Origin of the sequence: Kaistella rhinocerotis (assembly GCF_030243905.1) — a bacterium.
In the GTDB taxonomy this organism is placed as follows: Bacteria; Bacteroidota; Bacteroidia; order Flavobacteriales; family Weeksellaceae; genus Kaistella; species Kaistella rhinocerotis.
The window spans coordinates 1001269-1027270 of the sequence record NZ_JASSYY010000001.1 but is presented as its reverse complement, the minus strand read 5'-3'; the positions used below and the strand labels follow the sequence as shown (position 1 = coordinate 1027270).

21 protein-coding genes and 1 pseudogene are annotated in these 26002 nt (G+C 42.2%); 17 read left to right on the top strand and 5 right to left on the bottom strand.

Annotated elements, in window-relative coordinates:
* Positions 1-92: 92 nt before the first annotated feature.
* Positions 93-539, bottom strand: a complete 447-nt coding sequence (locus QEP06_RS04745) for a hypothetical protein (RefSeq protein ID WP_251834150.1) — start codon at positions 537-539, stop codon at positions 93-95.
* Between the two features lie 170 nt (positions 540-709).
* On the opposite strand from QEP06_RS04745, the gene pepE reads away from it, so the two are divergent.
* Positions 710-1402, top strand: coding sequence for a dipeptidase PepE (gene pepE, locus QEP06_RS04740; protein WP_251834149.1), 693 nt, complete (start codon positions 710-712; stop codon positions 1400-1402).
* A gap of 2 nt (positions 1403-1404) precedes the next feature.
* Here pepE and QEP06_RS04735 read toward each other — a convergent pair whose 3' ends face one another.
* Positions 1405-1815: an acyl-CoA thioesterase gene (locus QEP06_RS04735; RefSeq protein WP_285269291.1), complete on the bottom strand. Its 411-nt coding sequence runs from the start codon at positions 1813-1815 to the stop codon at positions 1405-1407.
* Positions 1816-1952: 137 nt separating this feature from the next.
* On the opposite strand from QEP06_RS04735, the gene dnaA reads away from it, so the two are divergent.
* The 4 genes from dnaA to QEP06_RS04715 all read left to right on the top strand — a co-directional run bounded on the left by dnaA (position 1953) and on the right by QEP06_RS04715 (position 5115).
* On the top strand, positions 1953-3407 hold the full coding sequence (dnaA, locus tag QEP06_RS04730) for a chromosomal replication initiator protein DnaA (protein ID WP_285269290.1): 1455 nt from the start codon (positions 1953-1955) through the stop codon (positions 3405-3407).
* Positions 3408-3501: 94 nt separating this feature from the next.
* Positions 3502-3960: a low molecular weight protein-tyrosine-phosphatase gene (locus QEP06_RS04725; RefSeq protein WP_285269289.1), complete on the top strand. Its 459-nt coding sequence runs from the start codon at positions 3502-3504 to the stop codon at positions 3958-3960.
* An 11-nt stretch (positions 3961-3971) separates the two neighbouring features.
* Complete coding sequence (locus tag QEP06_RS04720; RefSeq protein ID WP_285269288.1) at positions 3972-4670, top strand: SAM-dependent methyltransferase; 699 nt, start codon at positions 3972-3974, stop codon at positions 4668-4670.
* 67 nt (positions 4671-4737) lie between these two features.
* Complete coding sequence (locus QEP06_RS04715; protein WP_285269287.1) at positions 4738-5115, top strand: hypothetical protein; 378 nt, start codon at positions 4738-4740, stop codon at positions 5113-5115.
* Between the two features lie 27 nt (positions 5116-5142).
* Here QEP06_RS04715 and QEP06_RS04710 read toward each other — a convergent pair whose 3' ends face one another.
* Both QEP06_RS04710 and metG read right to left on the bottom strand, forming a co-directional pair.
* Positions 5143-5547, bottom strand: a complete 405-nt coding sequence (locus QEP06_RS04710) for a hypothetical protein (RefSeq protein WP_285269286.1) — start codon at positions 5545-5547, stop codon at positions 5143-5145.
* Positions 5548-5717: 170 nt separating this feature from the next.
* Positions 5718-7751, bottom strand: coding sequence for a methionine--tRNA ligase (gene metG, locus QEP06_RS04705; RefSeq protein WP_285269285.1), 2034 nt, complete (start codon positions 7749-7751; stop codon positions 5718-5720).
* A gap of 352 nt (positions 7752-8103) precedes the next feature.
* Here metG and QEP06_RS04700 point away from each other — a divergent pair, with 352 nt between their 5' ends.
* The 9 genes from QEP06_RS04700 to QEP06_RS04660 all read left to right on the top strand — a co-directional run bounded on the left by QEP06_RS04700 (position 8104) and on the right by QEP06_RS04660 (position 22425).
* Entirely contained in the window at positions 8104-10845 is a 2742-nt protein-coding gene (locus QEP06_RS04700) for a SusC/RagA family TonB-linked outer membrane protein (RefSeq protein ID WP_285269284.1), read from the top strand.
* A 12-nt stretch (positions 10846-10857) separates the two neighbouring features.
* Positions 10858-12477 (top strand): RagB/SusD family nutrient uptake outer membrane protein, encoded by a 1620-nt coding sequence (locus QEP06_RS04695; RefSeq protein ID WP_285269283.1) that lies wholly within the window; start codon positions 10858-10860, stop codon positions 12475-12477.
* Positions 12478-12496: 19 nt separating this feature from the next.
* Complete coding sequence (locus QEP06_RS04690; protein ID WP_285269282.1) at positions 12497-13588, top strand: SusE domain-containing protein; 1092 nt, start codon at positions 12497-12499, stop codon at positions 13586-13588.
* Positions 13589-13617: 29 nt separating this feature from the next.
* Positions 13618-15048, top strand: a complete 1431-nt coding sequence (locus QEP06_RS04685) for a SusE domain-containing protein (RefSeq protein WP_285269281.1) — start codon at positions 13618-13620, stop codon at positions 15046-15048.
* Positions 15049-15394: 346 nt separating this feature from the next.
* Complete coding sequence (locus QEP06_RS04680) at positions 15395-17551, top strand: glycoside hydrolase family 97 protein (protein WP_285269280.1); 2157 nt, start codon at positions 15395-15397, stop codon at positions 17549-17551.
* A gap of 188 nt (positions 17552-17739) precedes the next feature.
* Complete coding sequence (locus QEP06_RS04675) at positions 17740-19596, top strand: glycoside hydrolase family 13 protein (RefSeq protein WP_285269279.1); 1857 nt, start codon at positions 17740-17742, stop codon at positions 19594-19596.
* Between the two features lie 21 nt (positions 19597-19617).
* Positions 19618-20145, top strand: coding sequence for a nuclear transport factor 2 family protein (locus QEP06_RS04670; protein WP_285269278.1), 528 nt, complete (start codon positions 19618-19620; stop codon positions 20143-20145).
* Positions 20146-20175: 30 nt separating this feature from the next.
* The gene (locus tag QEP06_RS04665; RefSeq protein ID WP_285269277.1) at positions 20176-21564 is read left to right on the top strand and encodes an MFS transporter; all 1389 of its coding nucleotides are present in this window, start codon (positions 20176-20178) and stop codon (positions 21562-21564) included.
* A gap of 141 nt (positions 21565-21705) precedes the next feature.
* A complete protein-coding gene (locus QEP06_RS04660) occupies positions 21706-22425 on the top strand; it encodes a pirin family protein (protein ID WP_285269276.1) in 720 nt (239 codons plus the stop codon).
* 77 nt (positions 22426-22502) lie between these two features.
* Here QEP06_RS04660 and QEP06_RS04655 read toward each other — a convergent pair whose 3' ends face one another.
* Entirely contained in the window at positions 22503-23411 is a 909-nt protein-coding gene (locus tag QEP06_RS04655; protein ID WP_285269275.1) for a DUF808 family protein, read from the bottom strand.
* Positions 23412-23711: 300 nt separating this feature from the next.
* Between QEP06_RS04655 and purM the strand changes: the two genes are divergently transcribed.
* The 3 genes and pseudogenes from purM to QEP06_RS04640 all read left to right on the top strand — a co-directional run bounded on the left by purM (position 23712) and on the right by QEP06_RS04640 (position 25991).
* Positions 23712-24701, top strand: coding sequence for a phosphoribosylformylglycinamidine cyclo-ligase (gene purM / locus QEP06_RS04650; protein WP_285269274.1), 990 nt, complete (start codon positions 23712-23714; stop codon positions 24699-24701).
* Between the two features lie 24 nt (positions 24702-24725).
* Positions 24726-25283: pseudogene (purN, locus tag QEP06_RS04645) on the top strand (phosphoribosylglycinamide formyltransferase); the annotation flags it as partial.
* Positions 25278-25991 (top strand): metallophosphoesterase family protein, encoded by a 714-nt coding sequence (locus QEP06_RS04640; protein WP_285269378.1) that lies wholly within the window; start codon positions 25278-25280, stop codon positions 25989-25991. The pseudogene purN and the gene QEP06_RS04640, both read left to right, overlap by 6 nt.
* Positions 25992-26002: the final 11 nt, after the last annotated feature.

Below are 26002 nucleotides of genomic sequence, written 5' to 3'. Positions count from 1 at the left end.
TAGTGTTAATTGGCTTTTAGAAAAATGAGCACACAAAAAATCCGCACAACAAACTGCACGGACTTCCTTGATTATGAAAAAAAAACTTGCATTTATGCTTTTACTTCCGCATTGATTCCTTGGCTCATCTGCATTGAAGACAGAGAAATAGCGGGCATCGCGTAGATATGTGACTTGGCGCGGAGCTCTACAATTTTCTTGATATAGTTGAGATCTTTAGCTTCCTCAATTGTCATATCTTTAAATTCATAGATGTTCACAGCACCGTTTTGGGCGAAAGACTTCTTTACTTCCAAAAGCTCTTCATCACTTCGAACTTCTACGCTTGTGATCAGTTTATCCTGATTTGCAGCAGGACGCGATTCTTTTAATCCAAGTACTGTTCTCCAAAATGCCTGCTTTTGTGCGCGCGGGCTGGCAGGATTGGTTTTGTAAATAATGTAATCTTCATTTCTGATTCCGGTTCTTTCCAAAGATTCGGATACATTTTTTGCCTTTTCCTGGCTTTCGAATAATCCAACTACAGTTAGGTTCATCATTAAATAGTTTTGAGTGTTATTTTCGATGCAAATTTAAGTATTAATAATACCTAATTTTGTTAAATATTTAAATATTAACATAAACTTGACAAAAATCATGTAAATAATTGTGATATGTGTAATTGCGTTTTTTAGAGGTTTATATTTAAATAAAGTAATAGATTTGCGGGATGAATATCGTTTTAGCTTCTACATCCACGCTGTTTGGCGGGAATTATCTGGAATATCTGGAAAATGAAATAAGATCATTGTTTGCAGGATGCGAGGAGATCATATTTATACCGTTCGCAAGACCCGGCGGAATTTCACATGACGATTATACCCAAAAAGTCGCCGAATTTTTTGGAAAGCTCGGCATCCGCGTGAAAGGACTTCATACTTTTGAAGGTATGGTCGAAGCACTCAATTCCGCTCAAGGCTATTTTACAGGTGGTGGAAATACTTTTCTGTTGGTTAAAATGTTGCACGAACTGAAGCTGATGGATGTACTGAAAATGAATATTGAAACAGGCAAACCATACTTAGGATGTAGTGCAGGCTCCAATATTGGCGGTCTGAATATGAAAACGACGAACGATATGCCAATTGTTTATCCGCCGACCTTTGACTGTATGGCGCTGGTACCGTTTAATATCAATCCGCATTATTTGGATCCAAGCCCTCATCTGAAACACAACGGCGAGACACGCGAAACGCGGATTAAAGAGTTTTTGACTCAGAATGAAACCAAAGTTGTAGGCTTACGCGAAGGAAACTGGATCCGCAGGAACGGTAATTCCATTACTGTGCAGGGATCTGAAATGACCAGGATTTTCGAAAATGGCAAGGAACCTTACGAAATAGAACCCGGCACTACATTATAGATTTAGTCTATCCAATTTTGCCGGATGAGGTCCATTAGAAATGATGGGCACCGGATTACTTTTCCGGTCTCAGATGATAGAAAAAAGAGGGTGGTTTTGGCTTCAGTGATCTTCACTTTAGAACTGTTATAAATTTCGTATTCGAACTCTATCCTTACGCCTGGAATCTTTTTGATGTAAGTGTTGATTTCCAGAAGTTCGTCATATCGCGCGGGTTTCAGATACTTAATGTTAAACTCCGACACAGGCAACCAAATTCCCTGATTTTCAATCTCGTCATATGACATCCCGAGTTCCCGGAAGAGCTCCACGCGGGCCACTTCAAGGTACTCTGCATAGTTGCCATAATAGACGTATTTCATGGGGTCAGTTTCGCAGTAACGTACTCTTAATGAATGTGTTGTGTGAATCATGGTGTACTTTTAAATGAAGCATACAAATATATTTTTTAATAACCAATAGCGCAATAATTTTTTTTTGACATTTTAATATGAGATATTTGTCTTCCCATAAAAACCAAACACCGCCAGCTTGAAAACTGGAGAAAAATATGAACGAAAATTTACCACTTATTTGGGAACGATGTCTGCAGTTTATGAGGGATAACCTCAGTGCTGCAGAGGACAATACGGATCTTAAAAAACTTGAAAATTCGTTCGATTTACTCTTTGATAATGTACGCCCGGTGTCACTCATCAGCAACAATCTTACGTTGCTTGTACCCAGTGATTTTTACAAGGAATATATAGAAGATAACTATCTGACTCTGTTATCTGCGGCCCTGCGCAAAAATATTGGAAAAGGTGTGAAGCTTTGGTATTCTGTAATGGAAAATAAGCCTGCAGGTCAGGAAGCGCCAATCACTGTGAATGTGAAAGGCAAAAGTATACCGGCACCAAAATTACAGCCTACGGCTCCGGCAGCATTTTCTTCGAATCTCATCAATCCATTTGCGGATCAGGGTGCGAGGAAAATGAACATTGATTCAAACCTTAAAGCTGATTTCTCATTTGACAATTACGTGGAAGGTGAGAGTAATAAGTTTGCATCTACTGTAGCCAGATCTATCGCGAAAAGACCGGGTGCCACTGCATTTAACCCACTGTTTTTATACGGAGGTTATGGTGTCGGTAAAACGCACTTAGGACATGCTGTAGGTCTTGAGGTGAAGAATTCCTTTCCTGATAAAGTTGTGCTTTATCTGTCTTCGGAAAAATTCATTCAGCAGTTTGTAACTGCGGCAAAGTCGCATAAACAGACAGAATTTGCGAATTTTTACCAAATGGTTGACGTACTGATCATCGATGATATCCAGTTTTTGTCCGGTAAGAAATCCACGCAGGACAGCTTCTTCCATATTTTCGACTATCTTCACCAAAATGGCAAACAGATCATCCTTACTTCTGATAAAGCGCCGGTGGATATCCTTGATATTCAGGACCGAATTGTTTCCCGTTTCAAATGGGGGCTTTCTGCGGAGATCAAATCACCGGATTTCGATACCAGACGTAAGATTATCGTAGATAAACTGAGTCGCGACGGAATAGTACTTACCGAAGATATGCTCGATTTCCTTGCATCCGAAGTGAAAACTAATGTTCGTGAACTGATCGGTGTTATCAATTCCGTGATCGCTTATTCCACGGTATATAAATCTGAACTTAGCCTTGAATTATTAAAGGAAACCATTAACAAGATCGCTGCGAACCAGAAAAAGGTCATCAACATTCCTTATATTCAGGAAGTTGTCTGCGAATATTTCGGGATTCAGCGCGAGCAGCTTTTATCGAAAACCAGAAAGCGCGAAATTGCACTGCCGAGACAACTTGCGATGTATTTTGCAAAGGAACTTACGAACGCTACGTTTACAAAAATCGGTGAAGAAATGGGCGGAAAGGACCATTCTACTGTGATGTATGCCTGCGATACGATAAAAGATGTGTCGAAGATTGATAAGGAAGTGAAAAAGTACGTCAAGGAACTTTCAGAAAAAATCAAGCAGTAAAACGCTGCAAAATATATAAAGTAAAAGAAGGAATTTTGTTGATTCCTTCTTTTTATTTTAAATTGGGTCGAACTTTAAATTTTAAATACGTCAAATGAAAATACTCATGGTATGTTTGGGGAATATATGCAGGAGCCCGCTTGCGGAAGGAATTCTAAAGTCAAAACTGCCGCAGGATTTCATTATCGATTCAGCCGGAACCATTTCACTTCACGAAGGTGAAAATCCGGATAAACGCGCAGTGGCGACGGCGAAAAATCATAGCGTGGATATTTCTAAACAACGTTCGCGACCAATTACCACAAAGGATTTTGAAGATTTCGATAAGATTTACTGCATGGATCTGAGTGTGATGGAAGATGTAATTTCCCTGGCCAAAGATGACATTCAACGTGAGAAAGTATCGCTGTTTTTGGAAGAAGCGATGATTCCGGGCAACAATTATGAGGTTTTTGATCCATATTGGAGTGAGATGGATGGTTTCGAACGGGTTTACAAATTGCTCGACGAGGCTTCGGAAAATATTAAAATTAAACTTACTTCAAATTCTTAAAAGATCCTGCCATGTTGTTTTTAATTCCAGCTTACCTTTCCGAAAATTCCCCGATCGAATATTTCGCGCCTGCCATTAAAGAATACATCCTGAAAACCGATTATTTCTTTGTTGAAAACGAAAAGACCGCGCGCAAAATTATCAAGTTTTTTGCACCGGAAAAGAAGCAGGCAGATTTGAAGTTGTTCTTACTCGACAAATATTCGGAAAATTCAGATTTAAAGGAAGCGCAGACACTGATGAAAAACGGTCAGGATTTCGGATTACTTTCTGAAGCGGGTTTGCCCTGTATTGCCGATCCGGGAAACCTGATGGTGAAATGGTGCCATGAAAATTCGGTGAAAGTGGTACCGGTGAACGGACCTTCGTCGATAATCCTGGCATTAATTGGAAGTGGTTTCAATGGGCAGGAATTTACGTTCCATGGTTATTTGCCGATCGATAAATCCGAGAAAAAATCAAAAATACAATGGCTTGAATCTCAGGTGCAAAAGACCGGTTATTCGCAGATTTTCATGGAAACGCCTTATCGCAACAACCAGCTTTTTGAAGATTTATGCCAATTCCTTTCGCCACAGTCAAAACTTTGCATCGCCGCAAATATTAATGATCCGATGGACGAATTCATTAAGACAAAAACCATAAAAGACTGGCGGAAAAATAAACCCGAACTGCATAAAATCCCCGCAGTTTTCGTCCTTGGGAAATAAGTTTAACATCCATTAACGGCCGCTTTGCACCAATCTTGTAACTGTCTGCACTAAAAAATAAACAGTTATGCAGAACAAGAAATCAGCGGGCGTATGGCTCGACCAGACTCAGGCATTTATCGCGATTAACCATGACGGACGTGAAGTTTCCGATTTCCATCTTGTAGATTCCGTCACAGCGGTTATCCAACAGGGAAACTCGAACGAAAATACAGGCAACAATGCCGAAATTACAAACCGACACAAGTTCTTTAAGAATATCCTTGAAAAACTGACGAATACCGAAGAGCTGTTTCTTACGGGAACCGGTACCATTCAGGAAGAATTTAAATCTTATCTTCTTGAAACCGCACCTTTCAAAAACACCAAGGTTACACTCGGTACTTCGCAGCAAATGAGCGAAGAACAGGTTTTGGAGGAAGTGAAAAAGCATTTCGGATCATAAAAAATGGCGCTTAAATAAAGCGCCTATTTATTTTTTATAATGATAAGAATATCCGTCGGCCGTATGGTCGCCAAGATAAAGGTTTGATGCGTCTATGCCGTCGACAAAAACGTCAGGATAATTTGAAAAATCAATAAAGAGTTTTTCAGCATGTTCGGTAGGCGTCACTTCTTTGATGATGCTATAGCTGCCGTCGCTCACGGTTGCATCATTCTCCTTTACGGTGTAGGTGTAGTTATCTGTAAAAGTGATCGTGCGCTGTACACCGGTGTTTTCGGGAGTATGGTTTATGTTTCCGGTTCCGCCGGTGGTGGAAGCCCAGTTCCAGGTTCCCACAAACTGCTCGTTTGACAGTTCATCTTCCCGTGTACCGCACGCTACAGCAACCGAAAGAAGGGATAGACCAACGAAAAGTGCACTTAATTTTTTCATGAAATTCAATTTAAAGCGTAAAATTACAATTTTTTATGCCTGTTTAGATTGGATGTGTTCAGGGATTGGGATGAGAAGAATCATTAAATGCCAAGAAGTTGCGACAACATTTGATCTCTATAAAAAAGACGCACGGTTTGTGTGTCTTGAAGTATTATTAATATAAAATTTTACCCGATTTCTACGCCGTTTTCTACTTTTTCGTCAGGTGTTACGAAAGACAGTTTTCCGTCTGGTTTTGTCGTCAGCAGCAACATTCCCTGGGATTCGATACCGCGGATTTTTCTCGGTGCAAGATTCAGTAAAATCATCACCTGTTTTCCGATGCATTCTTCCGGCGTGAAGCTTTCAGCGATTCCGGAAACTACTGTTCGGACGTCCACGCCTGTATCCACGGTGAATTTTAGCAATTTATCTGCTTTTTCCACTTTTTCAGCGGTAAGAATGGTTGCTGTTCGTAAATCTATTTTGGTGAAATCATCAAACTGAATTTCGTCTTTCATGGGGTTGGCTTTTGGATTGGTTTTTTTGTTGGATTGTTTCGTGTTTTCCAGTTTCTGAATCTGGAATTCTATTGTTTCATCTTCAATCTTCGAAAACAGTAATTCCGCCGGATTGATCTGGTGACCGGTTTTAATAAGGATTTTCTCGTCAGCGATTTCTTTCCAGTTGAGTTGGGAAACATTAAACATTTTCAGTAGTTTTTCTGAACTGAAAGGCATAAACGGTTCTGAAATCTGCGCTAAACCAACCGCAATCTGTGCGGCTACAAAAAGGGAGTTTGCTGCTTTTTCAGGATTGACTTTGATGGTTTTCCAGGGTTCTTCGGTTTGGAGATACTGGTTCCCGAATCTTGCCAGATTCATCATCGCAGAAAGCGCATTTCTGAATTCGTAATTCTCCAGGAAGTTTTCAACTTCAGTCGCGGCCTTTGTAATTTCTGCGAGTTCCGGAGCATTTACATTGCCTTCAGGAACAATTCCGTCATAATATTTGTGAATCAATACGGCAACTCTGTTGATAAAGTTTCCGAAGATTCCTACGAGTTCTGAGTTATTTTTGGTCTGGAAATCTTTCCAGGTGAAATTATTGTCCTTGGTTTCCGGTGCGGAAGAAAGTAACGCGTAACGCAGAACATCCTGCTGTCCCGGGAATTCTTCCACATATTCGTGCGCCCAGACTGCCCAGTTTCGGGAAGTTGAAATTTTATCGTTCTCAAGATTTAAAAACTCGAATGCCGGAACATTGGTAGGCATAATGTAGTCGCCATGGGCTTTCATCATCGCCGGAAAAATAATGCAGTGGAAAACGATGTTGTCTTTTCCAATGAAGTGTACAAGGTCTGAATTCTCGCTCTGCCAGTAATCATTCCAGTCTTTTCCGTTCTTTTCAGCCCATTCCTGCGTGAACGAGATATAGCCGATAGGCGCATCAAACCAAACATAAAGTACCTTTCCCTCGGCATTCGGCAAAGGAACGGGAACACCCCAATTGAGGTCTCTGGTCATTGCGCGAGGTTTCAAACCGTCATTCAGCCACGATTTTACCTGTCCGTAAACATTCGGTTTCCAGTCGTTTTTGTGACCTTCGATGATCCATTCATTTAAGAAAGTTTCATATTCGTTCAGTGGCAAATACCAGTTCTTCGTTTCTTTCAGCACGGGAATATTTCCGCTCAGCATCGATTTAGGGTTGATCAATTCTGATGGCGAAAGTGTAGAGCCGCATTTTTCGCATTGATCACCGTATGCATTTTCGTTACTGCAATTCGGGCAGGTACCTACAATATACCTGTCAGCGAGAAATTCGTTGGCCTGCTCATCGAAATACTGTTCAGAAACTTCTTCAATGAACTTATCCTTATTGTATAGTGTCCTGAAAAAATCCTGGCTGACTTCATAATGCTTTTTCGAGGTCGTGCGGGAGTATTCATCAAAGGAGATCCCAAGATCGGTAAAAGATTTTTTAATAATTTCATGGTATTTATCCACGATATCCTGCGGGGTAACTCCTTCTTTTTTCGCGCGGATGGTAATAGGAATTCCGTGTTCATCAGATCCGCAGATAAACGCGACATCTTTGCCCAGTCTGCGCTGAAATCTTGCATATACATCCGCCGGAATATAAACACCGGCCAAATGCCCGATGTGTACCGGCCCGTTGGCGTAGGGCAGTGCCGCAGTAATCAATTTTCTGTCTCGCATTATGCTATTGTCAATTTTCGGCAAAGATAAGATTTTAAGCGTTCTGTTTTGGGCTCATTTCAAGTAAAAGGAGGTACGAAAATGTCCCTGGAGCTTAATTTGGGGCATATTAAAGCTAAACAAATGTTTAACTTTATCTTAAAATCGGTATGGGTATAAGAGGCATTCCTGTTTCTGAAATTATTGATAATCAGCGAAATAAAAAATGCCATGCATATAATATATGATAATAATCACTAATTATTAACATAAATTATAAATTTTTAGTAATATTTATAATTTTAAGTAAATTGCATGTCTTCTAACCATGAAGAACAGATATCTTGAATATTAATCCTTAAATATTATTTTTGTGAGAAACTATACGAAAGTTTTGAAAATTGCGCCGGCATTTCTATTGGCGGGCTCAATTCTACAGGCACAAACAACGGACACGGTACGTACAGCAGACATTGAGCAGGTCGTACTGATTGGCTATGGTTCGCAAAAGAAAGAAGACCTTACGGGTTCTATTTCTTCTCTTACGGCTAAAGATTTCAACGTAGGTTCTACATCTGCTGACCAGCTTATCCAGGGCAAGGCACCAGGTGTTAACATCACCAGTAACGGCGGTAATCCGGGTGCAGGTTCTACAATCAGGATTCGTGGCGGTGCTTCGCTATCAGCACTAAACGATCCGCTGATCGTAATTGACGGTGTCCCGATGGATTATAGAGGGATCTCTGGTGCCGCAAATCCATTGGCGCTCATCAATCCAAATGATATTGAGTCTTTCAGTATTCTTAAAGATGCCTCCTCAGCGGCGATCTACGGTAACCGTGCTTCAAATGGTGTAATATTGATTACCACTAAAAAAGGTACATCCGGCAGATTCAAAGTAGATTTTTCTACGATGGCCAGTGCTTCAACCAGAATGGGTGACCAAAAGGTGTTGAGCGCCGACGAATTCCGAAATTACGTGCAGGCAAATGCAACTCAGCCAAAGTATCTGGGTCTTTTAGGTAATGCGGACACAAACTGGCAGGATGAGATTTATCAGACAGCTTGGGGAACAGACAACAATCTTGCGCTTTCAGGTGGTATCAAAGGTTTACCTTACCGTCTTTCATTAGGTTACAATGAGCAAAACGGTATCGTTCGCACCAATGAATTCCGCAGAACGTCTATTGGTTTAAATTTAACACCGAAATTATTCGACAGACACCTGTCAATCAATGCCAACCTGAAAGGTTCATTGACGGAAAACCGCTTCAATGCAGGCGTAATCGGTGCTGCCCAGCTGATGGATCCTACTCAGCCAGTTTATGATTCTTCACCGCGTGGAAACAGCGTAGGTAATTATTGGGAATGGTTCCTGCCTACAGGCGGTCTTAACGTAAATGGTACCGCAAACCCGGTAGCTTCCCTGGAAGGTCGTCGTGATGTTTCATCAGTTCAGCGTGGTATTGCAAGCTTGCAGTTGGATTATAAGTTCCACTTTTTACCTGATCTTCATTTCAACGTGAACGCAGGTTATGATTATCAGAAAGGTACGGGGGCAGTAACCGAATATCCGAATTACCGCGCCACCTATTTCACTTTGGGCTCACGCAGAGATTATACTCAGGAAAAAACCAATAAACTACTGGAAACGTTTTTTAATTACGTGAAGACTGTAGATGCGATAAATACCAAAATGGACTTAGTGGCAGGGTACTCTTACCAGAAGTTTAACAACCAGGTTCCGGGTGTACTGACTTATTTTGGTGATCCATCGCAGAATGCGACAGATAAACCAAGAGACATAAATGAAAATTTGGTTTTATTGAGTTTCTATGGACGTGGAATCTTTACTATCGCCGATAAGTATATCCTAAACGGATCTGTAAGACGTGACGGTTCATCAAGATTTTATAACGGTATTGATACCAAAAACAACTGGGGAACATTCTATGCAGCTTCAGGTGCGTGGAAAATTATAAATGAAGATTTCCTTGCAGATTCCAAAGTGTTCTCGGACTTAAAACTCCGTGCAGGATACGGCCAAACGGGGCAACAGGAAGTTGGAGGGTACTATAACTCTTTCCCTTCTTACGGCCTTTCGAACCCGGGAGCACAGTACGGATTTGGCGAGCAGTATTATTATATGTACCGCCCAACGCAGTATAATGATAAGTTGACATGGGAAACAACAAATACTGTTAATGCAGGTCTTGATTTTGGCTTTGCCAATAATCGAATTACAGGTTCATTCGACTGGTTCAAGAAATTTACGTCTAAGCTTCAGGGACAGGTTGCAGTACCGGCAGGTGAATTCAGTAATCAAAATATCAGAAACATTGGAGAGATGGAAACTGACGGTCTGGAATTCCTGATTAATATAGTACCTGTGAAAACAGATGATTTTACATGGGACTTCAGTTTCAATGCTGCCATGTACAATCCGGTCATCACGAACCTCGCGGACGTTGCAGAAGGATATTTTATACCTACAGGCGGTATTTCCGGTGGTATCGGTAATACGGTGCAGGCTCATCAGGAAGGCAATACACCTTTCGGTTTCCTTGTTTACCAGCAGGTTTATGATAACGCTGGTAAGCCGCTGGAAGGAGTTTACGTGGACAGAGACGGTGATGGCGCTATCACGCAGGCGGATAAATACTTTTACAAGTCTACCACGCCGGATGCAACGTTTGGTTTCTCTACGAAATTCAATTACAAAAACTGGGATTTCTCCACATCATTACGTGCAGTAGTTGGAAACTATGTTTACAACAACTTCGCATCACAGTCGAACGTTCAGAGCATCGCTACCAATGATTATTTACAGAATATCTCCAGCGTAGCAGCATCTTATGGCTTCAAAAACGTTCAGTACTGGAGTGATATCTTCATCGAAGACGCATCTTTCCTCAGAATGGATAATATCTCATTAGGCTACAATTTCGGTAGTGTCTTGGGAGACAAGAGCAACCTTCGCGTGTACGGTATGGCGCAGAACGTATTTGTAATTACAGATTACACCGGTGTAGATCCAGAAATCTTTGGCAATATCGATAATGGTTTCTACCAAAGACCTAAAGTGTATTCATTAGGTTTAAACTTTCAATTTTAATATTTTACGAAAATGAAAAATTTCAGAATAACAAGAAATACTATTGCAGCTGCACTTCTGGGACTTACGCTTACCGTATCTTCCTGTGTGGATGATCTGCGGCAGGAACCCGTAACGGAGGTTACCGGTGCGCTATTATATAAGGACTTTTCGAATTATAAAAGTCTTCTCGCAAAACTTTACGGCGGTCTTGCCCTTGGCGGACAGGACAGCGGTGACGGAAATGGTGACATCGCGGGTATCGACGGTGGATTCTCAATCTACACACGTTTGCTTTACACGATGCAGGTTATTACAACAGATGAAGCGGTGATTGGCTGGAATGACGGCTCACTGCACGAATTTCACAAAATGATCTGGACGCCTGCAAATGAATTCAGCAACGCAATGTATTTCCGTCTTTACACAGAGATCGCGTATTGCAATGAGTTCATTAAAAATACCACAGATGAAAAGCTTAGCCAAAACGGAATCACCGGCGAAAACCTGAATGAGGCCAAGGCAATGCGTGCGGAAGCCAAATTCCTCCGTGCACAGGCCTATTATCACCTGCTTGATATGTTCGGAAATGTTCCTTTCGTAGACGAAACTACATTTGGTACCGTTCCAAAGCAAATCTCAAGACCTGAAATTTTTGCTTATGTTGAAAATCAACTAAAGGAAGCAGAAGCTGAGCTGAAAGCACCAAGAACCAATGAATATGGCAGACTGGACAAAGCTGCAGCCTGGACTTTGATGGCCAGACTTTATCTTAATGCTAAAGTTTACACAGGAACAGAAAGAAACGCAGACGTAATCGCTTATTGTGATAAAGTGATCAACGCCGGTTATTCTCTGAAAAACAAAGTGATTCAGGTTCCGGACCCAACGAATCCGAACAATACGATTGCTAAAGACATTAGCTACGAGAGTCTTTTCCTTGCGGACAACCACGTTGCAAATCCTGAGAATATTTTTTCAGTGGTTTATGACGGCCAGAGAACACAGACCAACGGTGGAACGACGTACCTGGTACATGCAGCGATCGGTGGATCTATGGATCCGAAAGATTTCGGTGTGAATGGTGGCTGGGGCGGTCTCAGAACTACAAAAGCCTTCGTTCAGAAATTCGAACCAAATGATAAGCGTGGCCGTTTCTATACTGCCGGGCAGACATTGGAAATAGAAGATTTAGGAAACTTCAATGACGGCTATGCATTCATCAAATACAAAAACCTGAAAAGTGACGGGTCGGCCGGAAGCCATGAAAACTGGGTAGAAACTGACCTTCCGATGTACCGTCTAGCAGATGTGTATCTTATGTATGCTGAAGCCAACCTGCGTGGTGGTGGCGGTAGCGCTGCTACAGCTTTAGGTTATGTAAATGCTTTGCGTGCCCGTGCGGGAGCCTCTACAGTTTCGGTTCTGAATCTGGACTTTATTCTTGATGAAAGATCGCGCGAGCTGTCTTGGGAAATGACGCGCCGTACAGACCTTATCCGTTTCGGTAAATTCACTTCTTCATCTTACCTGTGGCCATGGAAAGGAAACGTAAAGAACGGAACTTCAGTGCCGGAATACAGAAACCTATTCCCAATTCCAACCAACGATTTGGTAGTGAACCCGAATCTTACACAAAACCCTGGATATTAATCTAATATTTTAAGAGACAATGAAAAATAATATTTTTAATCACTTATTCGTGATGTTTGCGATGTTGCTGGGGCTTTCCTCATGCCAGGATCGCGAGATTATTACGATCAATCCGGAGTCGTCGCCGATACTTATCGATCTCTCGGCGGAAACACTTTTCCTTGATGCAAATTTTCCAGCAAATCCCGCGCTTACCGTTACCTGGAGCAGAGCAACGTTTGATGTGCCGGTTGAAACGAAATACCGTGTAGAGATCAGTTCTAATGATAAATTTGATGATGCACTGGAACTTACTTCCACAACGCGTTCTCAGAATTATGCTTCTTTTACCGCTGCAGACCTGAACTCAGCCGCTAAAAAGATTGGTTTTGTGCCGGATGTAGCACAGAAGATGTACTTCCGCGTGGTTTCTTTCATCGGAACCGACGATTTTGTACAGAGTTCTAATGTCACCAGCCTGATGGTTACGCCGTATGCATCAGCACCGATCTATGATTTTGTTGACCTATACCTCGTGGGTGATGCAACCGCCGGTGGTTGGGACAATTTAGCTACAAACAATAATCTTTTCCCGCTGCTGAAAAGTACGGAAGCAGGTAAATACACATTTACTGGCTATTTCAAAGCAGGTGGTTTCAAGATGATTAAAGTGAAAGGCTCATGGGATGATCAGTTCGGTTTGGGTGCTGCACCAGGGCTTCTTAGCTCAGACGGTGGCTCGGGCAACATTCCGGTAGCTGCTGACGGATACTATACGCTTACCGTAGACACTGCTGACCTTACGTATACATTCGTTCCGGCTACAGTTCCTGCTACAACGTACAGCAATATCTCAATCATCGGAACCGTGAACGGAAACTGGGATACAGATACACAGCTTACGCAGTCTACATTTGACCCACATGTTTGGACGGCTTTCAATGTTACATTGAACGCTGGTGAATTCAAATTCAGAGCAAACAATGCCTGGGATACGAGCTGGGGAACAAATGCCGAATTCTTCGGTACAGCATCACCGGGTGGTGCGAATATTCCGCTTGCGGCAGAATGGACTTATGACATTTATTTTAATGATGCTACAGGCGCTTATACACTGATTCCGGTGAAATAAGGGCAGGCTAATAAATTTAATCAGATCTTATGAAAAATATATTTAAAACCCTGATGGTGCTTTGTCTGCCATTAATACTTCTCACGGCCTGCAGAAATGATGCTGACAGAGACTGGGCTTCTCCGGAAGCATCTTTCACGCTGCACAATACTGTTCCCGGGGTGTCTGTTCTTTATCCGTCGATGGATAACAACCCATATATCCTTACGTGGGAACCTTCAACCGGTGCATCTACGTATTCGGTAGTGGTTTCCGCTACGGAAGATTTTGCTAAGAAGTCAGTTTTAGGAACTTCAGATAAAACTACGCTTCGCACAACGATTGGTGAGCTGAATACAGCAATGCTGCAGGTGGGCGTAAAGCCATACTCACTTCAAACGGTTTATATCCGCGTTGAAACCGGATCCGCAGTTTCTAATGCGATTGCATTTTCTGTGACGCCTTACCCGTCGGCTGTTCCTGTTATTACTAAACCTACCGCAGGTGAATCTGTTGTACTTGACGCTGCAAGCCCGCTTGCAACCGCAACTGTAGTAACCTGGACAGATTATGCTTACGGTGTGAACGTATCGTATAATGTAGAGATCGCGAAGAAAGGTTCTACAGACTTCGTTTCTACGGGTACGGTAACGGACCTGAAGGAATTGGCATGGACAAACTTTGCCCTTAACAATGCGGTTATCGGATTAAACTTACCGGTTGGTGTTGCTTCAGAAGTGGACGTTCGCGTAACAGCGAGCACTACTTCTACAGGTGGTACCATTACGAAAACTTCTGAGGTGGTTACATTCAAAGTAACGCCTTTCCAACCTGCGTTTGTAGATTTCTACATAGTAGGTGGCGGATCAGCAGTAGGCTGGAATGCTTCTGCAGCTCAAAAGCTTAACAGAAACAATGAGATATCTGAAATTTACACCTATCTGGAAAGTAACGGATCTTTCCGTTTCTTAGGTCAGCAAGACTGGAGTCCAATTAACTACAGCCTTAACGCGCCGGGAATGAATGAGGGTTACAAGTACTTCAATACCTGGTCTGCAAACCTGGAGCCTGACGGATCTGAAAACATGAAGTTTACAGGAAATTCAGGTATGTACAAGATCACGATTGACCAAAACTCACGTGATATCAAAGTAACGCCTTCATCTGTACCTACATTGCCAACCAACGTATATTTGGTAGGATCTATCCAGGGCTGGAACGCTGGTGCAGCAATTCCGATGACCCAGGTGGGTGACGGTGTTTATGAGCACGTAATTGCTATTGGAGATGATGCTGCTTTCAAATTCCTCGGACAGCAAGACTGGTCTGGACAGGAGTGGGGCAACATGCATACAGCCGGAACCTCAGGATATCTGGGACCAAATGGCGACAATGGCGACATCAAATTCAATGGTGGCGGCAATATGTACAAAATCACCGCTAACATTAAACTGGGAACTTATACGGTGACACCGCAATAGTTTTCCTTTAACACTTACATTTATTTAAAACTGTTGCCTTCGGGCAGCAGTTTTTTTATCTAAACGTTGCACATCCACGCACAGGCCGCCCAATTTCTCATTATACCGTTTCTGCGTGCCATTATATCATTTCTGCAGCCCGATATACCATTCCTGCAACCCGATCTACCATTCCTGCAGGCTGATATACCATTCCTGCACCTCACTATACCATTTCTGCACATCTACTGATAAATCCCGTCTGGCGGAATTTGCGTAAACACCGCGTTGAAAAACCTTTTTAGGACGCGAAAAACTTTGTTTTGAGGCGCATTTTCTCTAAATTTATTGATTCGAAAATTATCGTATGAAAAATATAAAAATATCTGCGCTTTTCCTGTTGATGGGAAGTTTCGCACTCAACGCACAGTCTGTAAAATCGCCCGACGGAAAATTTGAAATGAATTTTCAGTTGAAGAGCGGCGTTCCTTTTTACAACCTTACATACCAGGGAAAAACCGTGGTTGAAGATTCAAAATTAGGGTTAAGACTTTTGCGAGATGGCGACATTCAGTTTGCCTCGGAAATAGAAAACAAAGACCAGAAAGGTAAAAATCTCGACAGCGGATTTACCAAAACCGCTGAAAAATTTGATTCCAAAAATGAAACCTGGAATCCGATTATGGGTGAGAAAAAATCCTATATTAACCATTATAACGAATTAGCGGTTACCCTAAATCAGGATGAAAACGACAGACATATTGTGCTGAAATTCCGTTTGTTCAATGATGGATTAGGTTTCAGATACGAGTTTCCGGAGCAGAAAAATCTAAACTATTTCATCATCAGAGAAGAAGATTCCGAAATTGATCTTCCAACCGATATGAAAGCGTGGTGGCTTGCAGGCGATTACGATTCGCAGGAATACCAGACACAAACAACAAATCTTTCCGAGATACCTGCAAAATGGCCGACTTCTTATGACGGAAATGCGTCGCAGACTTTAATTAAAAATGCTGTCCAGACGCCTTTGATGCTTAAAAAAGAAGGCAAAGACCAACTGTATGTAAATATCGCGGAAGCAGCGGTAATCAATTATCCGGCTTCAAATCTTGAACTGGATGCGGCAAATTTTAAGTTCAAAACCCATTTGACGCCGGATGCGCAGGGTGCGAAAGGCTATATCCAAACACCTGCGGTTTCGCCGTGGAGAACGATCATCGTTTCGCCAAAAGCGGAAGAAGTACTCGCTTCAAAAATGATTTTCAACCTGAACGAACCGACCGAATACAAGGACACTTCGTACATCAAACCCACAAAATATATGGGGGTTTGGTGGGAAATGATCATCGGAAAATCGAACTGGTCGTATTCTACCGCGAACAATGTTCACATCGGAAAAACCGATTTTACTAAACTGACGCCCAATGGAAAACACGCCGCCAACAACACGAAGGTTAAGGAATATATCGACTTCGCCTCGGCACACGGTTTCGATGCGCTGCTTATTGAAGGCTGGAATGTGGGCTGGGAAGACTGGTTCGGGCACAGCAAAGAATTCGTTTTCGATTTCATCACGCCTTATCCGGATTTCGACATTAAAATGCTGAATGATTATGCCCATTCCAAAGGCATGAAACTTATGATGCACCACGAAACTTCCGGCTCTGCAACCAATTACGAAAGATGGGCTGACAAGGCTTTTCAACTCATGAACAAATATGATTATCCTTCGGTGAAAACGGGCTATGTAGGAAATATTATTCCGCGTGGCGAACATCATTATTCGCAGTGGACGATCAATCATTATCTGAGAATTGCCGAAAAAGCAAATGAGTATAAAATCATGGTAAACTCGCACGAATCTGTTCGTCCAACGGGTTTAAGCCGTACATATCCGAACTGGATTGCTGCTGAAGCCGCGCGCGGAACAGAGTTCGAAGCTTTTGGCGGAAACAATCCGGATCATCAGACCATTCTTCCCTTCACCAGATTTATGGGCGGACCGATGGATTATACGCCGGGAATCTTCCAGACCAAACTCGATTATTATTTCCCTGGCGACACAAGATTCGTGAAAACCACGCTTGTGAAGCAGATGGCACTGTACGTGGTGATGTATTCTCCGCTGCAGATGGCGGCAGATTTACCCGAAAATTACGCACGACATTTAGATGCGTTTCAGTTCATCAAGGACGTTGCGGTAGATTGGGATGATACCAAAATCCTTTCAGCAGAACCGGGCGATTACATCCACACAGCCAGAAAAGCAAAAGGTAAGGATGAATGGTATGTTGGCGGAATTACAGACGAAAATGCGAGAAATTATACCGTAGATTTCTCTTTCCTTCCGAAGGGCAAGAAGTACGAAGCCACTGTATATGCCGATGGCGATGATGCTGATTACATCAACAATCCGCAATCATACAAAATCTATAAAAAAACCGTTACGAGCAAATCGAAACTGCCGATGAAACTCGCAAGAAGTGGTGGTTACGCCATTTCAGTGAAGGCCGTGAAGTAAACTTTTCAGGAGCTTAATCCCGCTGTCCGCTGTATCTTTTGTTCCGCTACGCTGCACAAAAGGATGCCGCTTCCCTCGGGGCTAGTTTAGAGCTTTGTGAACATTGGCGCTCGCTTCGCTCGCGCCCAACCAATAATCAACCAACCTTGTCAGGACTCAATCCCTGGCAAGGTTTTTAAAGCAAAAAAATGAAGAAACTCTCAGTACTTTTTCTGTTCATTTCCTTATTCGGTTTTGCCCAGATCCAGAAAGTGGAACCTGCCTTTTGGTGGAAAGGAATGAAAAATCCGGAACTCCAGATTTTGGTTTACGGAAAAGACATTTCAAAATATTCGCTGGAATTATCCGACAATATTCAGGTTAAAGATCTCACGAAAACCGAAAACCCGAATTACGTTTTTATCACGGTGAATACCAATGAAATCAATGCTTCATCCTTCAAAATTAATTTTAAGGAAAAGAACAGAACGCGCTATTCCTACACTTACGAACTCAAAAACCGCAAGCCGGGTTCCGCAGAAAGAAATTCGTTCACTTCGAAAGATGTGATGTATCTCATTATGCCGGATCGCTTTGCAAACGGTGACCCTTCGAATGATTCTCAGAAAAATCTGGTAGACAAACTGGACCGCAATGCGCCGAACGGCAGACACGGCGGCGATTTACGCGGCATCATCAACAATCTTGATTATCTGAAAAATCTTGGCGCAACTGCACTTTGGTTGACGCCGGCCAACGAAGACAACGAAAAACAGACTTCGTATCACGGTTACGCGCAAACGGATTTATATAAAATTGACGGACGCTACGGGACAAACGAAGAATATCTGGAACTTTCGCGCGAACTTCAGAAACGCGGCATGATGCTTATTCAGGATTATGTGACGAATCACTGGGGCATTTCGCACTGGCTCATCCAGGATTTACCAACCAAAGACTGGATTCATCAGTTCCCCGATGGGGAAGGGAAGTATGGTTTCAAAAGATCCAACTACAGAACCACTTCACAGTTCGACAACAATGTTGCTGAGATCGATAAACAGGAAGCTTTAAACGGCTGGTTCGATACCACAATGCCCGACTTAAATCAAAGCAATCCTTTGGTTTTAAAATATCTGACCCAAAACGCCATCTGGTGGATTGAATATGCTGAACTCGGCGGTTTGCGTGTTGATACCTATCCTTACAACGACAAAGTAGCGATGGCGAAGTGGGCAAAAGCAATTACCGATGAATATCCGAAATTCAATATTGTGGGCGAAGCCTGGATGTACAATCCGGCGCATATTTCTTACTGGCAGAAAGATTCAAAAATAGGTGAGATTGATGGCTACAACTCGAATCTTCCGTCTGTGATGGATTTTACGCTGTACACCGATCTTCCTTCAGCTTTGAAAGAAGAGGAAAGTTGGGATAAAGGGATGATCAAGATTTACAATTCATTTGGCAACGATTTCCTTTATCCGGACATCAATAATATTTTGGTCTTCTTCGAAAACCACGATACAGAAAGGTTTAACGAGATCTTTAACGGCGACGCGCGTTACTATAAAATGGCTTTAGCTTTGATTTCTACCGTGCGCGGAATTCCGCAGATTTATTACGGCTCTGAGATTGGGATGAGAGGTGAAAAATCGAAGGGCGACGCCGATATCCGACGTGATTTTCCAGGTGGCTGGAAAGGAGATCCTCAAAATGCTTTCAACCCTGAAATTCGTACTGCCGAACAGAAAGAATTTCATGATTTCACGCAGAAAGTCTTGAATTGGAGAAAAGGCAAAGACGTGATCCACAACGGGAAAACCAAGCACTATATGCCCAAAGAAAAGGTGTATGTGTATTTCCGATACAATGAAAGCGAGAAAGTAATGGTGGTGATCAACAACAATGAAAAAGACCAAACTTTTGATCTCACCCGTTTTGCGGAATCCTTAAATGGAGTTTCTGCCGGAAACGATGTGATCTCAGGCAGGGATTTTACGATATATTCCACAGGTAAACTGACCGTTCCAGCGAAATCTTCACTAATTTTAGATTTGAAATAATTCAAATTTAAACCAGTAACCATGAAAAAACTTGTTTCTCTTTTCGTATTGATATGCGCTTTTATATTTTCAAATTCGCTTTCTGCACAGAAAAAAGGCTTCTATGAAAATGTTCAGAAGAAAAATGTCAGCAAAGTCTTAGACGACCTGAATCTTTTTGCGGCACAGGCTGATTATAAAAACTATTTCGAGCTTTTCGCAGAAGAATCCATTTACATTGGCACGGAAGCCGGCGAGGTCTGGAACAAAGAGGAATTTATGGCTTGGTCTAAACCTTATTTTGATCGTGGAAAAGCCTGGAATTTCACGTCTTTACAAAGAAATATTTATTTCAGCAAAGACGGCACTTACGCCTGGTTCGATGAACTTTTAGATACGCAGATGAAAATCTGCCGCGGCTCTGGTGTCCTCGAAAAAATTGGTGGCAAGTGGAAAATCCGTCAGTACGTGCTGTCGGTAACCGTTCCGAACGATGTGGTGGATGAGGTGACGAAAATCAAGGCACCATTGGAAGACCGCGTGATTTCTGAACTAAAAACGAAAAAATAACAGATCTTTACTTTAAAATAAACATTTAAAATGTCAAGAAGAATAAAACCGCAACTGAAACTTACCCAAATCATCAACATGAGCATGGGTTTTCTGGGGATCCAGATGGCATTTGGCCTTCAAAACGGAAACGCCAGCCGAATCCTGCAAAACTTTGGTGCAGATGTGCATCACTTATCATGGTTCTGGCTGGTAGCGCCTTTCACAGGGCTCATCGTGCAGCCAATCATCGGTCACATGGGCGATCACACCTGGTCTGAAAAATGGGGCCGTAGGAAACCTTATTTCCTTATCGGGGCACTGCTTACGGCTGTAGGTCTGGTTTTCCTTCCAAATTCAGCCTCGGTTGGCGTTATGATGGCGAGTGGAGTTTTACTTTTTGCCGTTTTGTTCCTTGCGCTGATGGATGCGTCGATCAACGTGGCGATGGAACCTTTCCGTGCGTTGGTGGGTGACATGTTGCCAAAAAGCCAGGGAACGGTTGGTTTTTCTGTTCAAACGATTTTGATTGGAATTGGTGCCGTAATCGGTTCAAATATGCCGGCTTGGCTTACACAGCTAGGTGTTTCAAATGTTGCCGCTGAAGGTTTCGTGCCCGATTCTGTGATTTACTCGTTCTACATTGGGGCCGCTGTACTTTTGGTGACGATCCTTTACACGATTTTTACCACGAAAGAATATTCACCGGATGACTTTGCTGATTTTTCTGAAGAAGAACCACACGAAGTGACACCGCGTTTCACCGATATCTTTAAGGATTTCGCCAACATTCCACCATTGATGAAAAGTTTGGGCGTGGTGCAGTTTTTCTCTTGGTTTGCACTATTCACCATGTGGGTTTATACAACCAGTGCCGTTGCAACGCACCATTTCGGACTCTTACCTGACGATGCAAAATCCGCTGAATTCAATAATGCCGGTAACCTTGTCGGCGAACTTTTCGGATATTATAACCTTTTCGCGATTGGTTTCGCTTTCCTGCTGATACCTTTAGCAAAAAGAATCGGCAAGAAACAGACACATGCACTGGCACTTTTCTGCGGAGGTCTGGGTTTGATTTCGTTGTATTTTATCGAAAATACAGCGTTGCTTTGGTTGCCGATGGTCGGGATTGGTTTTGCCTGGGCCAGTATTTTGGCAATGCCTTATGCCATGCTGATTAACGCAATTCCGTTGAAAAAAATGGGTGTGTACATGGGGATTTTTAATTTCTTCATCGTGCTTCCGCAAATCATAAACGGAATCATCGGCGGACCTGTTGTCCACAGTCTTTTCGGAAATTACGCCATCGGTTATGTAGTTGCAGGTGGTGTGGCGATGATCATCGCAGCCTTTATTTCCCTTACACTTAAAGGTGTTGGAAAAGATGACGATGCCGAATCAATTGAAGCCAGCGCGACGGTTGAGAAATACGCCTAATGTGTAATCGATTATGAAGTTTTAAAGTCCGTCAATTCACTTTGACGGATTTTTTTTATGAACCGCTTTAGGCGAACTTAACCTAAATCAACACTATACAGCTTTCATTCACCTAAATTTGTAACCATAAATCTTCAGAAAATGAAAACAGTATATCACAACGCAGACACACGTGGCTACGCCGATCACGGTTGGCTGAAATCTTACCACAGTTTCAGTTTCGCCAATTATTATAATCCTGAACGGATGAATTTTGGCGTATTGAGAGTACTAAATGACGATCAGGTTGCTTCCGGCATGGGTTTCGGGAAACATCCGCACCGTGACATGGAAATTATCTCCATTCCGCTTGAAGGTGACCTGGAGCATCAGGATTCGATGGGGACTTCAGCGGTCATCCGCAAAGGTGAAATTCAGGTGATGAGCGCGGGAACCGGTGTGCAGCACAGTGAATTTAACCGAAACAAAGACCAACCTGTAAAATTCCTGCAGATTTGGGTCATTCCAAATAAGATGAATGTCGCGCCGCGCTACGACCAAATCAGCATCAGAGAAAATGAAAAGTTGAATGGTTTCCAACAGATCCTTTCACCCAATCCGGATGATGAAGGTGTTTGGATCCATCAGGATGCTTGGTTTTATCTGGCTAAATTTGAAAAAGGCAATTCTAAAGAATATCATTTGAACCGCACGGAAAATGGAGTTTATGTTTTTGTGCTGAAAGGTTCGGCAAAAATTGGTGACCAAGTTCTGGAAACCAGAGATGGATATGGCATTTGGGAGGTAGAATCTTTCACAATGGAGGCCACGGAAGATGCAGAGATTTTACTGATGGAGGTTCCTATGCCACTGCCACAGTAACTCCATACTGAGCTCCTTATATTTAAATAAAAAGCGGAAAACTGATTTTCCGCTTTATCTTTTTTAGACTTAAATTCTTATTTCTTAATCAGCGAAAACGCTTTGCTTCCGAGTTTAAAAATGGGAAGCGCGATAAGTCCGCCAATAATTCCGGCTAAAGCTTCTTTGATGATAGAATTAAGGTTTGGAAGGAAATGATGGTGCATCCATTCGATATTATGAACAAAGATGCCACCGGCAACAAGAATTAATGCGATCGTACCTACCACACCTAAACCTTTTATCACCCAAGGCAAAGCATTCACAAGAAAGTTTCCAAGCGAAACCAGCGGACCTTTTTCCGTGCCGGATTTTTTGATCAGTTTGTAGCCGGCATCGTCCATCCGCACAATTAAAGCAACAATTCCATATACGCCTATCGTAGCAATAATCGCCACGATGGAAACAGTTACAATCTCGACCAGAAACGGATTAAACTGCGACTTTAGCCCCTCATAACCCACTTTTGCTGACGCCAACGCTATGATTACAATTTCAAGGGAAAGGATAAAATCAGTGGTCACGGCGGATTTTATCTTAGATTTTTCAAGGTCGCTGCCGCTTTCTGTGGTCTCACTGGCCTCATCGATTACTTCCTTTCCTTTTTTATTCCGGTGAAATAAATATTCGATAATTTTTTCAATTCCTTCGTAAGCCAGATAAAATCCACCAAAAATCAGAATGATTGTGATAGCAGGCTCGTACAGCCATTCCAGCAAAAAAACTGCGGGAACAATGATGAGTTTATTCACAAAAGAACCTTTCATGATCTTCATCAAAACCGGAATTTCACGCGATTCCAAAAAGCCTGTAGCCTTCTCGGCGTTTACTGCCAGGTCGTCGCCAAGGATCCCCGCGGTTTTCTGGGTTGCTAATTTTGCTGTTACTGCCACATCATCCATCAGCGCAGCTATGTCGTCTAAAATCGCGAAAAAACCTGAAGCCATATATATTGTTTCTTATTGGTAGGGAGCAAAAATAATGATTTAAGTTGTTAACGCACGCGCCTTTTTTCGAAAGCATTTTGATAATTATACGGCATCAGGGTTTTATTAATCATTTAAAAACCTTATTTTCGCAGAACAAATTTTTTACACTTGGAACCGCGTATATTACATCTTCCACAAAAGAAATTCCAAACCTTTGGAGGTGCAACTTACGCTGAAAAATACTAGAAAAGCCGATGGTCCGAATGACTGTCGGCTTTTTTTATGAACTTGTTTGACCAAAAATTCACACATATTATAATGAGCAATACCTATAAATCAGCCGGCGTAGACAAAGAAGAAGGTTACAAGACCGTCGATAAGATCAAGAAAGCAGTTGCCGGCACGCACAATGCGAATGTGCTGAACAACCTCGGAAGTTTCGGTGCTTTTTACGAAATCGCAGGTTATAAAAATCCGGTCTTGGTTTCAGGAACCGATGGTGTCGGAACAAAGTTGAAAGTGGCTCTCGATTCGAAAAAATATGGCTCGATCGGCGTCGACTGTTTCGCGATGTGTGCCAATGATATCCTTTGTCATGGCGCGAAACCTCTTTTTTTCCTGGATTATCTGGCATGCGGAAAACTTGATTCTGAAATCGCCGCGGAAATCGTTTTGGGAATGGTGGAAGCCTGTAAAGACAACAATTGCGCATTAATTGGTGGCGAAACGGCCGAAATGCCAGGCATGTACCAACTTGGAGATTATGATGTAGCCGGATTTTGCGTGGGTATTGTTGAAAAAGAGGAAATCATTGACGGTTCAAAAGTAGCGGCTGGTCACAAGTTGATCGCACTGCCAAGTTCCGGATTTCACAGCAACGGTTTTTCATTGGTGAGAAAAATTTTCCCGGATTTCAACGAAGAATTTGAAGGTAAACCTTTATACGAAACGCTTTTGGTTCCGACACGTTTGTATTACAAACCAATTCATAAATTACTTGAAGAAGTTGAGATAGACGGAATCGCACACATCACCGGTGGTGGACTTATCGAAAATGTGCCGCGAATGATTCCGCAAGGTTTAGGCGCTAAAATCGATACCTCGAAAATTCAGATTCCATCTATTATGCTTGAACTTGAAAAACGCGGAAAAATAGCGCGTAAAGAAATGTACGGAACATTCAATATGGGTGTCGGAATGGTTCTCGCGGTAGATGCCAAGCACGCGCCGAAAGTTTTGGATCTTCTTGATGATGCTTACGAAATTGGCGAGATCGTGAAGTCCGAAAATCAAATTGAACTGGTTTAAATTATTGCTGAAAGCAGACGGAATATGAAGCAGATTTGTGTTTTGGTATCAGGTTCAGGAAGCAATCTTCAGCGAATCATTGATGCGACCGAAAGCGGCGAAATAAAAAACGCTCAGGTTAATCTGGTAATTGCCGACCGCGATTGCTACGCACTTGAACGTGCTGCTAAACATGGAATTAGAACACTGCTTATCCCGCGCGGGAAAGGCTTTTCTGCAAAACTTCCTGAAGCAATTTCCACAAATATCGATCTTGTTGTTTTAGCCGGTTTTCTGTCAATTTTGAATCATGAGTTCTGCGAAAAATTTAAAGGTAAAATCATCAATATTCATCCGGCACTTTTGCCAAAATTTGGCGGTAAAGGGATGTGGGGAAATCATGTACATGAAGCCGTGCTGAAGGCGGGCGAAAAAAAATCAGGTGCTACGGTGCATTATGTGACTTCAGGAATTGACGAAGGCGAAATAATCCTGCAGAAGTCATTTGACATCACATCAAATGATTCAGTGGAAAACATTTCGGCTAAAGTCCACGAAATCGAACATGAAATTTTTCCAAAAGCCATCGATCAAATTTTGAATAATACCGGGAAAATTGCTTTCATTACAGATCTTCACATGTTGGAGAAAAACGTTGAAAAGAAAGGAATTAAGACTGTTCAGAATTGGAAAACAGTTTTGGAAGATGCAAGAAATCGTGGTATTTCGAGTATAGTTTTTGGCGGTGATCTAGGCGAAAAGGAAGCTTTGAAAATTTTAGAAGAAGATATCATAGGTTTTTACTGTCAGGTCATCCTCGGTAATCACGATAAAATAAAGCATCTCGACAAATTCTTTCCGCAAGCGAAAGGAAAGGAGGAGTTATTCTACATAACAATAATTGCAGGAGCCGATGGCATTTTTCTCGATACATCATCATACAAATTAAGTGAGGAGCAGCAAACATTTCTTCAAGAATGGCTTACAAATGCCAACAATCCTGTTATATTTATCCATCATCCTGTCTTGGGCGACGGTAGTTGGATGGATAAAGAACATCCTTTGAAAAACCGCGAAAAAGTACAGGAAATTTTAAAAGAAAGCGGCAAAAACATCACCTTGATTTCCGGGCATTATCATCATTTCCACGATGAAACGACCGGCAGTATCCGTCAGATTATTGCGCCGGCGGTTTCTTATCAGATTTTGAAGCAGAAAGATTATAAAGCAGATAAGAAGTCATTTGGTTACCTGATTCTGGACTTCACTAAACCGCAACTTGAAGTTGAACAGGTGTTGTTTTCGGTTTAAATAGAAATTAA